The organism is Alphaproteobacteria bacterium (assembly GCA_019746225.1).
GTDB lineage: Bacteria > Pseudomonadota > Alphaproteobacteria > Paracaedibacterales > VGCI01 > VGCI01.
The window spans coordinates 1-15,525 of the sequence record JAIESE010000047.1; the positions used below are offsets into that span (position 1 = coordinate 1).

15 protein-coding genes are annotated in these 15,525 nt (G+C 45.0%); 13 read left to right on the forward strand and 2 right to left on the reverse strand.

The genetic code is table 11. From position 1 onward, the window contains the following. On the forward strand, positions 1 to 1,208 hold a 1,208-nt coding region (locus tag K2Y18_08430; GenBank protein MBX9805761.1), incomplete at its 5' end, for a DEAD/DEAH box helicase. Positions 1,209 to 1,254: 46 nt separating this feature from the next. Here K2Y18_08430 and K2Y18_08435 read toward each other — a convergent pair. Further along, a complete protein-coding gene (locus K2Y18_08435; protein ID MBX9805762.1) occupies positions 1,255 to 1,770 on the reverse strand; it encodes a hypothetical protein in 516 nt (171 codons plus the stop codon). A gap of 154 nt (positions 1,771 to 1,924) precedes the next feature. On the opposite strand from K2Y18_08435, the gene gltX reads away from it, so the two are divergent. After that, entirely contained in the window at positions 1,925 to 3,313 is a 1,389-nt protein-coding gene (gene gltX / locus K2Y18_08440; protein MBX9805763.1) for a glutamate--tRNA ligase, read from the forward strand. Positions 3,314 to 3,489: 176 nt separating this feature from the next. On the opposite strand, the gene K2Y18_08445 is transcribed toward gltX, so the two are convergent. Then, a complete protein-coding gene (locus tag K2Y18_08445; protein ID MBX9805764.1) occupies positions 3,490 to 3,882 on the reverse strand; it encodes a hypothetical protein in 393 nt (130 codons plus the stop codon). Positions 3,883 to 4,133: 251 nt separating this feature from the next. Between K2Y18_08445 and K2Y18_08450 the strand changes: the two genes are divergently transcribed. The 11 genes from K2Y18_08450 (at position 4,134) to K2Y18_08500 (ending at position 15,330) form a co-directional block, all read left to right on the forward strand. Further along, positions 4,134 to 5,339 carry a phosphoglycerate kinase gene (locus tag K2Y18_08450; protein ID MBX9805765.1) on the forward strand — a complete coding sequence of 402 codons (1,206 nt, stop codon included), beginning with the start codon at positions 4,134 to 4,136 and terminating at the stop codon, positions 5,337 to 5,339. Beyond that, the gene (locus tag K2Y18_08455; protein MBX9805766.1) at positions 5,339 to 6,094 is read left to right on the forward strand and encodes a helix-turn-helix transcriptional regulator; all 756 of its coding nucleotides are present in this window, start codon (positions 5,339 to 5,341) and stop codon (positions 6,092 to 6,094) included. The genes K2Y18_08450 and K2Y18_08455 overlap by 1 nt, the downstream gene beginning before the upstream one ends. Positions 6,095 to 6,160: 66 nt before the next feature. Beyond that, positions 6,161 to 6,592, forward strand: a complete 432-nt coding sequence (locus K2Y18_08460; GenBank protein MBX9805767.1) for a nuclear transport factor 2 family protein — start codon at positions 6,161 to 6,163, stop codon at positions 6,590 to 6,592. A gap of 38 nt (positions 6,593 to 6,630) precedes the next feature. After that, a complete protein-coding gene (locus K2Y18_08465) occupies positions 6,631 to 7,653 on the forward strand; it encodes a metal-dependent hydrolase (protein MBX9805768.1) in 1,023 nt (340 codons plus the stop codon). A 273-nt stretch (positions 7,654 to 7,926) separates the two neighbouring features. Next, positions 7,927 to 8,616: a hypothetical protein gene (locus K2Y18_08470; protein MBX9805769.1), complete on the forward strand. Its 690-nt coding sequence runs from the start codon at positions 7,927 to 7,929 to the stop codon at positions 8,614 to 8,616. A gap of 72 nt (positions 8,617 to 8,688) precedes the next feature. Further along, positions 8,689 to 9,594, forward strand: coding sequence for a hypothetical protein (locus K2Y18_08475; protein MBX9805770.1), 906 nt, complete (start codon positions 8,689 to 8,691; stop codon positions 9,592 to 9,594). A 178-nt stretch (positions 9,595 to 9,772) separates the two neighbouring features. Then, on the forward strand, positions 9,773 to 10,555 hold the full coding sequence (locus K2Y18_08480; GenBank protein ID MBX9805771.1) for a porin family protein: 783 nt from the start codon (positions 9,773 to 9,775) through the stop codon (positions 10,553 to 10,555). A 218-nt stretch (positions 10,556 to 10,773) separates the two neighbouring features. After that, positions 10,774 to 11,064: a co-chaperone GroES gene (gene groES, locus K2Y18_08485; protein MBX9805772.1), complete on the forward strand. Its 291-nt coding sequence runs from the start codon at positions 10,774 to 10,776 to the stop codon at positions 11,062 to 11,064. 33 nt (positions 11,065 to 11,097) lie between these two features. After that, a complete protein-coding gene (gene groL / locus K2Y18_08490) occupies positions 11,098 to 12,756 on the forward strand; it encodes a chaperonin GroEL (GenBank protein MBX9805773.1) in 1,659 nt (552 codons plus the stop codon). Positions 12,757 to 13,096: 340 nt separating this feature from the next. After that, the gene (gene rpe, locus K2Y18_08495; GenBank protein MBX9805774.1) at positions 13,097 to 13,771 is read left to right on the forward strand and encodes a ribulose-phosphate 3-epimerase; all 675 of its coding nucleotides are present in this window, start codon (positions 13,097 to 13,099) and stop codon (positions 13,769 to 13,771) included. Next, entirely contained in the window at positions 13,768 to 15,330 is a 1,563-nt protein-coding gene (locus tag K2Y18_08500; protein MBX9805775.1) for a heparinase II/III family protein, read from the forward strand. The genes rpe and K2Y18_08500 overlap by 4 nt, the downstream gene beginning before the upstream one ends. The last annotated feature ends 195 nt before the right edge of the window (positions 15,331 to 15,525 follow it).

The window sequence follows — 15,525 nt, forward strand, 5'->3', positions numbered from 1 at the left end:
ATTGGAAGTCAGAAGCCGCACGTTTTGCACCTGAATTAAAAGTTCTTATCCTTCAAGGAAATGAGCGTAAAGAAAGTTTTGACCTCATAGGGGATCATGACCTTATTCTCACGACCTATCCCTTGCTCTCGAGAGACAAAGACATCCTCCTCAATCACCACTATCACTTGTTGATTCTTGACGAAGCTCAAGTCATTAAAAATCCCAACACGATGGCTCACCGCATTGTTCAACAACTTCGCGCCAAGCATCGCTTGTGTTTAACCGGGACACCCATGGAGAACCATTTGGGAGAGCTTTGGTCATTGTTTCATTTTCTCATGCCGGGCTTTTTGGGCGATAATAAAAAGTTCACGCAAACCTTTAGAAAGCCTATCGAAAAGAGACAAGATCAAGATCGCCAACAAGCCTTAACGCGCCGCGTTCGCCCCTTCATGCTGCGTCGCACAAAAGAAGAAGTCGTCTCAGAGCTTCCCGCCAAAACAGAGATAGTTCAGCACATTGAACTCTTGCCCACCCAAAGAGATTTATATGAATCTGTTCGCCTTGCTATGCATTCAAAAATTCAAATGGAGATTGAAGAGCGTGGCCTGAAACGCAGCCAAATTGTGATCTTAGATGCTCTTTTGAAAATGCGTCAGGTCTGTTGTGATCCGCGCTTGCTAAAAATTGATTCCGCCAAGAACGTCAAGGAATCCGCCAAGTTGCAGTTCCTCATTGATACCCTTCCTGAAATGATTGAGGAAAATCGAAAGATTCTTCTTTTCTCACAGTTCACCAGCATGTTGGCCCTCATTGAAATCGAATTGAAGAAGCTTAATATCCCTTATGTGATTCTCACAGGACAAACCAAGGATCGTCAAACGCCAATTAACGACTTCCAATCCGGTAAAGTGCCCCTTTTTCTCATCAGCTTAAAAGCAGGCGGAACCGGCCTCAACCTCACAGCCGCAGACACGGTCATTCACTATGACCCTTGGTGGAATCCGGCCGTGGAAAATCAAGCCACAGACCGGGCATATCGTATCGGTCAAGACAAACCCGTCTTCGTTTATAAACTTGTCACTGTTGGGACAGTTGAAGAAAAGATCCTGGACATGCAGCATTATAAAGCGGCCCTTTTCGCTGGCGTATTTGATGGCAATGCTTCCGCCAGCAGTCCAATCACACCCGAAGATTTGGAAGCATTGTTTGAGCCGCTACCGTAGGGGATTCTAGAGATTCTTTGACAGATATTTAAAGTTGTAACCCTTATCACTTCAAGTTAACACGCGCCCTTAAGATCTCGAAAATTTCATCGAGCATTTCCTTTTTTTCAAGCATAATCTGGTTCACATGGGCCTTACCATCTTTATGAATAATCTTTATGGAACGATTCTTGTTAACTTGATGGACCTCTACAGAATGAATGTCTTCAAACGCAATGATCGCTATTTTAGACGGCACAAAAATACTCGACGGAATGTGAATTTCATTTTTCATGATAAGTATTTGGGCTTTTGAGGTAAAAGCCTTATAGAAACCAAAAAGACCAACTATGGAAAATAGGCCACTTACAAAGCACAACACCCAATAAAATAGCTTTGCCTCATAGGGAGAAAGTGAAAATTCAACAATATGACGATAAATGACTAAAGTTAAGCCTCCCTCTTCCGTTTGAGCCACGTGAGCCAAAACCCAGGCACATATCCCAAAGAAAACAAAACATGATACCATGATAAATTTCTTTGGCTTGTAGACATAAATGGTCGGAACTGAAGGTTGAGCCATGGCCTATTCTCCTGAATAATAAATCAACACTCGACCATAATACCGTCCTCTTAATTAATCAAGACGCTTGGCTTAGGAGCGAAACTTCTTAGACACATCCCCTTCAACTGTGGTATTACGACACATATGTAACCATAAACAGGAACTGAAGAAAATGACTGTTATTACACGCTTTGCCCCCTCTCCGACGGGCTATCTCCATATTGGCTCCGCCCGAACAGCTTTGTTTAATTGGTTATATGCAAAGCATATGGGTGGTAAGTTCCTCTTGCGTATCGAAGATACAGACCGTGCCCGCTCAACAGATGAAGCCATTGATGCCATTTTTGACAGCATGAGTTGGCTTGGGCTGACCTGGGACGAGGACCCAATCTTTCAATTTACACGCGCTGACCGGCATGCCGAAGTTGCTCGCCAGTTATTGAAAGAGGGTAAAGCCTACCATTGTTATTGCTCACCCGAAGAATTGGAACAGATGCGTGAAGAAGCGCGCGCGAAGAATTTGCCGGCTCGGTATGATGGCCGTTGGCGCGATCGTGCGCCGTCTGAGGCCCCGTCTGGCATTCCCCCAGTGATTCGTTTTAAGGCTCCCCAAGAAGGAGAGACAGTCATTGAAGATCAAGTCCAGGGAACGGTGCGCCTTCAAAACAATCAATTGGATGATATGGTTTTGTTAAGGGCGGATGGAACGCCAACCTACATGCTTTCTGTCGTGATTGATGACCATGATATGGATATCACGCACATCATTCGCGGCGATGATCATCTCACAAACGCCTTTCGTCAACAGCACCTCTACCATGCGATGAGCTGGGAAGTTCCTGTTTTTGCACATATTCCCCTGATTCATGGTCCCGACGGCGCGAAGCTCTCAAAACGACATGGCGCTTTGGGAGCAGATGCCTATCGAGATTTAGGGTTCTTGCCGGAAGCTATGCGCAATTATTTGTTGCGTCTGGGCTGGGCTCATGGGGACGACGAAGTAATCTCAACGGAGCAAGCGATTGCCTGGTTTGATTTGCCCGCTATTGGGCGTTCTCCGGCGCGCTTTGATGTGGCGAAACTCACCAACCTCAATGCCCATTATATGAGAGAAGCGGACGATGTTCGGCTGGTTGATCTCATCATGCACCCTTTAAGTGAAGTTTTCAAACGCACTCTTACCGCCGAGGAGAGAGACCGCATCGTGCGTGGCATGCCGGGGCTTAAACAGCGGGCGAAAACCGTTGTGGAGCTGATCGAAAATGCACGATTCTATATTGAACGAACACCCTTTGATGAAAAAGCGGAGACGCATCTCAGCCCTGACTCTTTGAAGATGGTTGCCCCGGTCATTGCCCGTATCAAGGACCTTCCGGAGATTACAGAAGCTTCAACGGAAGGAGCCGTACGAGAAATTGCAGAAAGTACGGGACAAAAACTGGGAAATCTTGCCCAACCATTGCGCGTTCTCCTGACGGGCAGCACGATCTCACCCAGTATATTTGAAATTATGGAAGTGTTGGGTCGTGAAGAAACGTTGAAGCGTTTAGAAAGTAATTAACAATGACCCCTGAGGGAAAGCTATAAAATAGGCTGTCATCCTGGGACTTAGAAAACCTGGGGCGAATAATGAGCTCTTAGGTTTCCTTAGGACCCGGGATGACACCCTTTCTTTTCGTAGGTAAAAATAATCGATCTGACCTTTACGGCTGACCGCTCATTAATTTTATAGTCTTGTCATTTCTTGTTCGCAAAAATCTTTTTCTTGGCTTCTTGAATTTCCTTGGTTAACTTCGCTTCAAGCCACGGCCGCTCCTTAAGATCTTTTTCAATACGTTCAAGTTCTTCTTTAGCTCCTGGTTCTTTTGGGTTTGCGGTAATCTTATGTAATCTATCTTTAAAACTCTTCAGCTCATGATCTGTAGTGATAATGTTCAAAGGTTGCATATCGCCATATATCGTCCGATCTCTTTCACCACCCCCCTCGATCTTGGCATGCTCCCCCCAATGAAAACTATAGTCATTTTGAGACCGAGGGGATCTATCTACATTATTTCCTTCAGCTGAGTATGTGGATCCTACACAAAACATTGCTGAACAAAGTATTGTTAATATTAAACCATTTCTCATCGAAACCCCCTTGTTGAAAATCTAATAAATACCAATTTCTTTATTATATATCAAATTCGTTAACAGGGCACTAAGGGATAGATCGGTTTACAATTCTCCCCTCGGACTTGGCTTGGAGTCTTGTGTGGTGCCCCAGATACCTCAAAAGAAGAGTTGACTCATCTTAAAAAGGATTGGTAATGAAGGACATGTTTATCGTGATAGGGTGTTTTTTCACAATAATATGAACATTCTAAAATTGAGAGGTTCCTATGGCCCAATTTTCTACACTTGATGATGTTGATGTATCGAACAAGACTGTGTTGGTACGCGCAGATTTGAATTTGCCCATGCAGGATGGGAAAGTAACGGATGCAACGCGCGTGACGCGTCTCCTCCCAACCATAAAAGAGCTCGTGAAAGACGGCGCAAAAATCATTTTGATGTCTCACTTTGGTCGACCGAAAGGAACAAGCGTCGAAGAATATTCACTCAAACACCTTTTACCCACCCTTTCAAATGTTTTTGGACAGCCCGTTCTTTTTGCCAATGATTGTGTTGGACCTGAAGCCACCCGAATGGCAAAAGATCTTCAACCTGGGCAAATTCTCTTGCTCGAAAATCTTCGTTTTCATGGAGAGGAAGAAAAGAACGATCCAGCTTTCGCAAAGGCCCTTGCATCATTAGCTGATATTTATGTGAACGATGCCTTTTCCTGTTCTCACCGCGCTCATTCCTCTGTTGTTGCCATCACCCAATTCTTGCCCTCATTTGTTGGTCGAGGCATGCAAGCGGAAATGGAAGCTTTATCGCGCATTCTTGACCACCCGAAGCGGCCACTGATGGCGATTGTTGCAGGATCTAAGATCTCAACAAAACTAGATCTCCTCAAAAGCTTGGTACAAAAAGTAGATAAACTGGCCATAGGGGGTGGGATGGCCAATACATTTTTGAGTGCTTCGGATTGTCCGATTGGCCAATCCATAAACGAGCCTGAGATGCTTGATACCGCGCGCGCCATCGTGACCGATTCCTATGAATATGAATGCGACTTGATTCTGCCCGAAGATGTGGCTGTTACTTCCGACATTAAGGCGGATACACCGCGCCGTGTAGTTCAGGTAATGGATGTCCAAGGGTCGGATAAAATCGTAGACATCGGTCAAAATACGATTGCTGAAATAAGATCCCAATTAGCCACTTCTGGAACCGTCGTCTGGAATGGCCCCGTTGGTATTTTTGAGATTCCTCCCTTTGATGTGGGCACCGTAGAAATTGCGAAATGCATTGCTGAATTCACAAAAAATGGGACCCTTATCAGTGTTGCAGGTGGCGGAGACACTTTGGCCGCTCTTGCCCATGCGGGATGCAGCGACGCATTCACTTACACCTCGACCGCTGGAGGCGCGTTCCTCGAGTGGCTTGAAGGAAAGACACTTCCGGGGGTTGAAGCGTTAGAAACTGGGGAGAGATATTAATGAATTTGACGCTCGATTCCAACCATTCCCTTTATGGCCTGACGCCTCAAGTGCAAGATTTTTTTAATGATTTTGCAATGGCTCAAGAGTTTTCCTATTTTCAATATGCGCGAATGTTCCATGATGGTTCTACCTTACTATTATTAAATCGCGTCGACATCTTTAATAAATTTATGGATTTGGGTTTTGGGAGTTATTCGTCGATTCGAGAAGAAGATAAATCGAGATGTTCCTATTCCTTTTTTTGGGATGAAGATCTACCAGAAGATCCTGTATCCGTGGGACGTTCTTTTCACGTTTATAATGGGATGACCCTCCTTCGACGTTCCCGACATTACTACGACATGATCGCCTTCGCCCGTCAAACCCCTTGCGATCGTCCAGGCGGTTTTTACTTAACACGCATCGGTGCGTTAGAGAATTTTGCCCATTCCTTTGAAACGAAATTCGGTCACATATTGAATGAGCCAGAGCCTCATTTGATTAAGCCGCCGGTCCATCAACAAGATCCGAACCGAGACCTCATCTGTCTTGGCAATAAGGGAATAACCATCCAAGGACGCATGGGTGAAACCCATCTCACCCCTCGAGAAATTGATTGTCTCCAGCTTTGGGCGCGCCATTTAACCATGAAAGAAATTGGAAAGCATCTCCAAGTTTCTCCTCGAACGGTTGAGACAATTTTCAACAGAGCCCGAATGAGAAGCGGGTATTCTCTTCGAGAGTTGGTGACTGTTTTGGCCATTTGTCCGTAACCGTTCCGGATATCTTCAATTTCACCTCCTGCTATTGTGACAATAGGTATAAGGAGGAATTTACCAATGAAGAAAATTATCAGACAAAAACCAATAAAATTATTAATGGCCTTTTGCCAGCATTATAGCGCCCGGGATCTTAAGGCAATGTTATCCATATTTACCCCAGATGCGATCGTATGGGGGACAGGGGCTGATGAAATTCGGCGGGGATTGACGCAGATTGAATCGCAACTTTTACGCGATTGGTCACAGTCTGACTCTTGCGCCTTTGTGATTGAAAAGACAGAACTGGACGAGGACAACCCCAACTGGATCGGGGCCATTTTGAAAGTGAACGTGACGATGGGGGGGGTGATTCACCCTCTTACCATGCGCCTGACAACCATCACGAAACGCGTTGATGGCATCGAAAAAATTCATTTTTGTCACGGCTCATTTCCAGAGAAATATCAAGAAATCGGGAAGTCGTTTCCCGAGGAGTCCCTCATGTGCTAGAGTCACCTGACAACAACCAGCATTAAAAGGTCAACTTCATGGATTCACTTACTCACGCGGCAATGGGGGCAGTTATTGGTCAAGCGGGCTTTTCCCACAAGCTCGGGAGACGTGCCTTGGGATGGGGAGCTCTCGTTGCAACATTGCCTGACCTTGATGTCATCGTGAAGATAAGCTCAAATCCCTTTGCAGAAGTATTGTACCATCGCGGCGTCACCCACTCCCTGTGGTTTGCCCCCTTGGTGGGGCCTCTCTTGGGTTATATATTGTGGCGTTTGTATGCCCGCCGTGACCCCTTATCCTCCTGGATAGCTTTATGTTTTTGGACCCTCATTACCCATCCTCTTCTTGATCTTTTCACGGTGTATGGCACGCAGCTCCTCGCGCCTCTCTCGAACCATAGGTTCACGTTGTCAGCCGTTCCCATCATTGATCCTATTTATACGGGGATTTTACTTGTCGGATTGATCTTCGGTTTTATTTTTCGAAAACGCATTTGGGCCTCAAGTGTTGCAGCCAGCCTTGCTCTCGTCATCACATCGGGCTATTTATTTTATGGATTGGCCCAAAATGATCAGGCTTATTCTTATGCTGTTAATCAACTGAAGGAAGAAGGTCATGCCCAAGGTGATGTGCGGGCCTACACCACCATGTTTCAGATCTTTTTGCGGCGCATCGTTGTCCATTTTCCCGAAGATGTTTGGGTCGGATATGTCACGACTTGGGCTCCGCAAAAGATCGTTTGGCACAAGCACGTCCAAGCTCCTGAAGCCATACGGACCGCAATATTGAATCACCCCAATGGAAAGATTTATCGCTGGTTTACCAACGATGAACTCATCTTCCAACCCCATCTCGAGACCCCTTCTAAATGGGAGATGATTGATTCACGTTTTGGATTCCTTGGCCCTACCAATTTGGGCATTTGGGGTCGCACGGTTACTGTCAACGCCCAAGGACGCGTCGAGGATGATTTTCCCCATTTTCGCACCCCCCTTAAAATTACCCTCCCAGACATTGAATACCTTTGGAAAGCCGCCTTTGGCAGGGTTATTTTATAGCTGCTTTATCGGGTAATAAAGTACAAATCCATCAGGCCTTGTCGGAAATTAATCAAATAAAATTCTCATATAATTAAAACATAATTATGAAAAAATTTTTGCATTATTTTATTTAGATATTTTGAGTATTCATTAAAAATTATGAACAAACCCCCTTGACTGGCCAGTAAATCTATCCTATTAAATGCTTAACTGTACGAAGTGAAACATCACCGTAGGTAACCTAAACAATAATAATAAAATATGTTTTTAACAGAGGTTTATAGAAAAATTATGCACTCAAAATGTACGAAAAACACGTCAACTTCAAACTTTCCTTATACTTTTAAGCGCCGGTTTCTTGTTTCCTTAGCTTTCTTGTGCTGCACACAAAGCTTTATGACTTTCAAGGCGCAGGGCGTTGAGAACGAGTCTGGCCTGAGAAATGTGACCCATCCCCAATATAGCCCGTTACCAGAAGTTGCCATAGATATTGATGATGACTTACCTGCGCTTGAATATGAAGCAGCGATGCTCGTTCCACCGGACTCAAGAAATGCCAGGGACGCAGTTAATAATCTCAACTTATATTTACCTTATGTTGATGCCGTTACTGAAAATGATGAGGAAACAAAAACTGCAATATTTGAGAAAGCACAAAGAAGAAATCTATGCCAAAATCCAGAGGAATTGCCATCGCTTCTTCCAAGGCTCGCCAAGGAAGCCACAACAGCCAAAGGTCCCTTACAAACTTATTTCAAAAGCCTCGGCGAGCAAATCGTATCTTTAATACAGGTCGTGAAAAAGTCTAACGAAGAATATAATTTCCTGAGAGATAAGATTAAGCTTGAGCGAAAACAAGCCAAAGAAGCGCAGGCAGCCCTTACTTCACGGAAGAATTGGATTAGAAATTTAGGGTTACCTTTGGCCTTTACCTTCGGGGGCGCGACCGCTTTTCTGTTGACTTGGTATTTGGGGAGGTAACCACACAATCAAAAAAAATTAGGACCATTTAAAGAACATAATTTATAAAACACAATAAGAAAGGTTAAAAAAATGAAAAACACAACACTATATACATTACTTTGCACAACGATCCTGATTCCAACCATCTGTTTCGCTGCAGAAAAAAAGGAACCACAAACACCGACAAAACAAATTGCACAGTTAGAACGCGAAAGAGATGCGCTTCCAGCTACCCCACAAATAAAAGATACTGTAACTTCCAATTATGCTGGAAAATTTCCTCCATCTGCAATGCCTTATGTTGTTGATTCAGCTGTTCAAGCGGCGCGCACAGATCGAGACCTAAAAAAGGATGTTATTGATTCAAAAATCGAAGCTTTGCAAACTAAAAGGCAAATTGAAGTTTCAAAACAGAAAGCGAAGGAAGCTGTCGCACCATCTATTCAACGAAGCTATCAAAAGATGGACCATATCAGGCAAAGCGGAGAGCAAGAGAAACTACGCGCAGAAAGCCTTGCAAGGGAGCTTGAAGAAACGAGAAGCGCGTGTAGTTTAGCTGAAAAGCAATATGCTGAAATGGTTGCACAACATGAGCAAGCTAAAAAAGAAGCTGAAGAGGCTAAAAAAGCTACCGAAGGAACGACTTCTGCTTTGATAGAACAGTCTACACAAATACAAAAAATGGCCGAGGCCGTCGAAGCTAGAAGGCGAGAGGCTAAAAATCTGAAAGAACGGGTAAATGAGTTGGAAGAAGCATTGGCAGTTCAGAGCGTTGAAGATCAACAACGTAAGGAATTCATGCAAAGTTCAGACTTAATGACCCCAGCCAGCGCCAAAGGTGGAACTTCTTCAGGCACGTCAGTTCGGCGCGCCTTAAACGTTGCTCCTGAAGATTCAGTAAAGAGAGAAACTCAAGCTCCGGCGTCCGTTACAAAGACTCCAGCAACAAAATCAGCAGCTACAAAGAAAAAGCTCGAAGATGATGCTGATTTTTAAAATTGCTACCAAGCTGTAGTCTTTCTATGTTTGTAAGACCATAGGGACCTACTCACGACCTCAAGAATTGAACTGTTGACACATCAATTCTTGAGGTCTTATATTGACCCTACAAAAATAATAATATGCTGAAGTCATGGTGATATGTCTTATATATAATCCACCCGAAAGTATAAAAATGAAAAAACGACTCTCTTCTGCTCTTTCTCTTTTTCTTCTTATCGCAACTATTGTGATGCCGATTGATGCGTCTCAATCCCAACAAATTCCTAAAAGAACATCTGACTCCTTATTGAACCAATATCGTCTTGGAGTGGGTCTTGGAGTTGAATATGTTAATGCCTCGGCAAATCTAAAAATTGTCCCTACTGGAACCTTGGAGAACATTGGAGCAAATCAATCACAAGTCGGTAAAAACCTTCAAGTAGCCCCCTGTCTTGAAGTGGGCACAACCCTTGCCCAAGATTTTTATCTCGGTCTTATTGCCAGTTGGCGCTATTCGGGAGCAAAAAACACTTCAAGAGCTCCCATAACCCCTATGTACTATTTCTTAAACGAATTTAAACTTAACAGCTATATTGATGTATTACTCAAACCTGGTTATAAAGTTACCCCTCGTTCTATGGTTTATGGCCTTATTGGGCCGTCTTTTGCAACCTGGTCACATACAACGACTCTGGTTGGCACCGGAAATAGTCCATTTAAAATGCACGGCAGGAGCTTAGGTCTCGGCCTTGGAGTGGGTTTTGAATATCTATTCAAAGAAAACTATGCGCTCAGCTTCGATTATACTTATCATTTTCATCGCTCTACCTCAAGAAGCCAGTATGTGAGTTATTTAGTGAACTATGGGGGTGGTCTGGTGCCGTTGGCTGTACCTCACTCTGGTGATCTTAAAAAATCCGTTTCCCCTTCTTACGGAACCATTGCCGTACGCTTTACAATGTTTTTCAATCTTTAACCAACGGCTGTGCATTGAGTAAGGTTGTTATTGGGTTATTAAATAACCCCCTTAACAACCACCCTCCAATCATCCAAATTTCCTAGAATTTTCCAGGGCAATCAAAAAAGAAACTTGACTCATGCCCTTATTTTAAGTTAATAATTTAGCACTCCCTCGATGAGAGTGCTTATCACTTAAATCAGAGGTTTAGAAAACACGCACAAGGAGAAGAAACAATGACATTTAGACCATTACATGATCGTGTGCTCGTTAAGCGCATTGATTCAGAGGAAAAAACAAAGTCTGGGATCATCATTCCAGATAGTGCCAAAGAAAAGCCCATGGAAGGCGAAGTGGTCAGCGTTGGTTCAGGCATCCGTCAGGAAAATGGCACAATTACGCCGCTTGATGTCAAGGCTGGTGACCGCGTTTTGTTCGGCAAGTGGTCCGGCACAGAAATTAAATTAGACAACACAGATTTTATCGTGATGAAGGAATCCGACATCATGGGAATTTTGTCGAAGTAATAACTTAACCTATTAAAAGAAGGAATGAGAATCATGGCTGCTAAAGAAGTCCGTTTTTCTGCTGATGCCCGCGAGCGTATGCTGCGTGGTGTTGATATTTTGGCTGATGCCGTAAAAGTAACTTTGGGTCCAAAAGGACGCAACGTTGTTATCGAAAAGTCCTATGGTGCGCCTCGCATCACGAAAGACGGCGTTTCCGTTGCGAAGGAAATTGAACTTTCCGATCGTTTTGAGAACATGGGCGCACAAATGCTGCGTGAAGTTGCAACCAAGACATCTGACTTGGCAGGTGACGGCACGACAACAGCAACTGTTTTGGCGCAAGCCATCGTTCGCGAAGGCATCAAGGCCGTTGCGGCTGGTATGAACCCAATGGATTTGCGTCGCGGTATCGACATGGCTGTTGAATCCGTTATCGCCAATATCAAGTCTCAATCAAAGACCGTTTCGACCAATGAAGAAATAGCCCAAGTCGGGACCATTTCTGCCAATGGCGAAATTGAAATTGGTCAAATGTTGGCGAAAGCCGTTGAAAAAGTTGGTAAAGAAGGCGTCATCACCATTGAAGAAGCCAAGTCTTTGCAGACTGAATTGGATGTTGTTGAAGGAATGCAGTTCGACCGCGGATATATTTCTCCGTACTTCATCACCAACCCAGAAAAAATGCTTTGTGAACTCGAGAATCCATTTATTCTCATTCATGAAAAGAAGCTTTCAGGTCTCCAGGCCATGCTGCCCGTATTAGAAACGGTTGTACAGTCTGGTCGTCCCTTGTTGATCATCGCTGAAGATGTCGAAGGTGAAGCTTTGGCAACACTCGTGGTTAACAAACTACGGGGTGGACTGAAGGTTGCAGCCGTGAAGGCGCCGGGCTTTGGAGACCGCCGTAAATCCATGTTGGAAGACCTCGCCATTTTGACGGGGGCTCAGCTTATTTCTGAAGACCTCGGCATTAAATTGGAGAATGTTGATATTTCCATGTTGGGAACAGCAAAGAAGATTACCATCTCCAAAGATGACACCACGGTTGTTGATGGCGCTGGTGACAAGAAAGACATTCAAGCTCGTTGCAGCCAAATTCGCGCGCAAGTGGAAGAAACAACTTCCGACTATGATCGTGAAAAACTGCAAGAACGCTTGGCGAAATTGTCTGGCGGTGTTGCAGTCATTCGCGTCGGCGGAGCCACAGAAATTGAAGTGAAAGAGCGCAAAGATCGCGTGGAAGATGCAATGCACGCAACCCGTGCTGCCATTGAAGAAGGCATCGTGCCTGGTGGTGGTGTCGCGTTGCTTTATGCTCAAAAAGTATTGGACGGTTTGAAACCAGCCAACAATGACCAAGAAGTGGGTATCCGCATTGTGCGCAATGCTTTGTCCATTCCTTGCCGTCAAATCGCTTTGAATGCGGGCGCTGATGGATCCATCGTCGTTGGTAAATTGATGGATGCAAACAATGCAACCCATGGTTATGACGCGCAAAACGATCGTTATGGCGACATGCTGAAGTTCGGCATCATCGATCCAACGAAAGTTGTGCGCACAGCCTTGCAAGATGCAGCATCCGTTGCCAGCTTGTTGATTACAACAGAAGCCATGATCGCTGAAAAGCCTGAACCAAAGACACCAGCTGGTGGTGGCGGTATGCCAGGTGGTATGGGCGGCATGGGTGGCATGGGCGGTATGGATTACTAGTAACCTATAGCCGAGACAACTCTCCTATCGTTTATTTTTGCGATAAATAAAAAAGGAAGCCTTTGGAGGCTTCCTTTTTTTGTGAGTTATCTTTGATGAATACATTAAGAATAATTCATATAAGCTAGTGGTTGGCTGTCATTGCAAGCGAAGCGAAGCAATGACGCTGAGGGGATAATAAGAATTTTCTGCAATTGTAAATCAGTTGCCTCAGCACCCCAACATCCCCCCCTAACAAAACCACAAATTCCCATTATGAATGGTTAACATTGCCTATCCCTTTGTGGTACCGTAACTTAAATGAATAGGTGAGTTTAGCGGACATAAAAGGGGACGCGCATTGAGAAAAATCCACATTTCACCATCAATTTTAGCGGCTGACTGGGCACAGCTCGGTGCTGAAGTAATCGCGCTTGAAAATGCTGGTGCCGACTGGATTCACGTTGATGTGATGGACGGGCACTTTGTCCCTCAAATTACCGTGGGATCCCATGCGGTACGGGATATACGCCCTCACACAAAGCTCCCCTTGGATGTGCATTTGATGATTAGTCCAGTAGATGCGCATATTGAATCATTTGCTAAGGCTGGCGCCAATATTTTGACCGTACACCCTGAAGCTGGCCCCCATCTTCATCGCACTTTACAAACCATTCGCTCTTTTGGCATGAAAGCCGGAGTCGCCTTGAATCCGGCGACCCCTGTTGAGTCTGTTTTGTCCATTCTCCCCGCCGTTGATTTGATCCTGATCATGTCTGTCAATCCCGGGTATGGGGGGCAGACATTTATTCCTTATACTCTAGAAAAAGTGCGTGTTTTACGCAAACTCATCGACGAGAAAAACCTGCCGATACTCCTCGAAATTGATGGGGGAATTAATAGAGAAACAGCACCCTTAGCCATTGAAGCCGGCATTGATATTCTGGTCGCAGGAACGGCCATATTTGAACCCACCAAAGATGCTTCTGCTATTCCTTATACCGCCGCAATTGCGGCTTTAAGAGGCAAGAAATGACCATAAAGTCTTTCTCCAAGAATGCATCACGAATGGTTCGTGATACCTGGCGACGGAGCGTTTTGTATCGCTTCACTCTCATGGGAGGGCCGACACCTAAACACTTGACCGTTATGCCAACAGATCCATGGCCGGGCGATATATACGCTGGTCGCCTGCTTCTTGACGGAAAATTTATGCTCTCTAATCAGGTCATTTCCATGACCGATTTGTGGATACCAAAGGACGCAGAACCTGCCGCCTTGGCGGACCTTCATCGCTTCACGTGGCTTCGAGATTTGCGCGCCTTGGGAGATAATTCTGCACGCCGATTGGCCCGACAATTGATCACAAATTGGATTGATCGAAATCAAGATTGGCAAGGCTACCCTTGGCAAGTGGGGATCACTGGACATCGGATCGCCAACTGGATTGCCATGTATGATTTTTTCTGCTCAAGCGCTGATGAGAGTTTTCGCAGTTTGTTCTTTCGAGAAGTGGCACGACAAGCCCGTCATCTTTCCTATTCTTGGGCAGATGCACAGACATCATTGGAGCGGTTATACGCCTTAAAAGGAATGATTTATGCCGCGATTACTTTTCCCGGAGAAAGTCACCGATTGGCGACGCTATTGCCCTCTCTTGAAATAGAAATTGGTGCGCAAATATTGGCCGATGGGGGCCATGAGAGTCGCTGTCCTCAAACTCATCTGATGGTCTTACGTGACCTGATTGATATCCGCGCTATGCTGCGGTTGATTCATTATGAAATACCCCCATTTTTACAAACCTCCATCAACCAAATGGCACCCATCGTACGCTTATTCCGTCATGGGGATGGCGGATTGGCAACGTTTGGACAAACTTCTTGCGTTCCCTCGCCCGTAATCGACATGGTTCTCTCTTTAGCAGATGTTCGCGGTCGCCCTCCCGAACGGGCGGTAAACCTTGGCTTTGAGCGCTGCGTCAATAAAAGCAGCCTTATCCTTCTCAATGTAGGTGCGAAAATTAATGGGGTTCAACCGACCGTTGCTGACGAAGGAACCGGTTCCTTGAATTTTGAATGGAGTATTGGGCGAGATCGCTTTGTTCTTCAAGGTGACTTGGTCTTACAAACACCAGAAGGCAAGGTAATCCCAATTCCGGAACAGGTAGATTCGACATCTATAAAACTTCACCGCGCGAGTCACAAGGGGCACACCCTTGTTGATGCGAGTTTTGCCTGCCCAGAGGGGTCCACATTTTCTCATCGTCGCCAGCTTTACTTGGATGGCAATCACCCAAATTTGCGGGGAGAAGACACTATACAAGCCCCCCTTGATGCTGTTTACGGCATTCGGTTTATATTAGATAAAGATATTGAAGCCTCCCTTGCTTCTGGTGGCAAAGGGGTGATGATACTGATCCCTGCCCGAGCAAAGTCTGCCAGGAATCAAGAGGGACAGCAGTGGCGGCTTCTCGTGTCTGGTGTTGAAGAAATATTGTGCGAAACTTATGACTCCAATCAAGCGATTTTGCTTTTGGGATGCGTTAAAGACAATCAGCCAATTTCCGTCCGTTGGGCTTTTTGCCAGGATTAGTTCAAATACTGACTCTAGACCACCAGTGACTTTTTGTAACAGATTGATAAATATTGATGAGTTTCCCATAGTTGTCATCCTGGGGCTTGGATTTTGTTAGTCTCTTTCGAAGAAAAAGCGTTACAAAAACTTAGAACCCGGGATGACAACGAATTTTATTATTTTCTTCATAGTCTATTCCCCAAGTAACAAAGT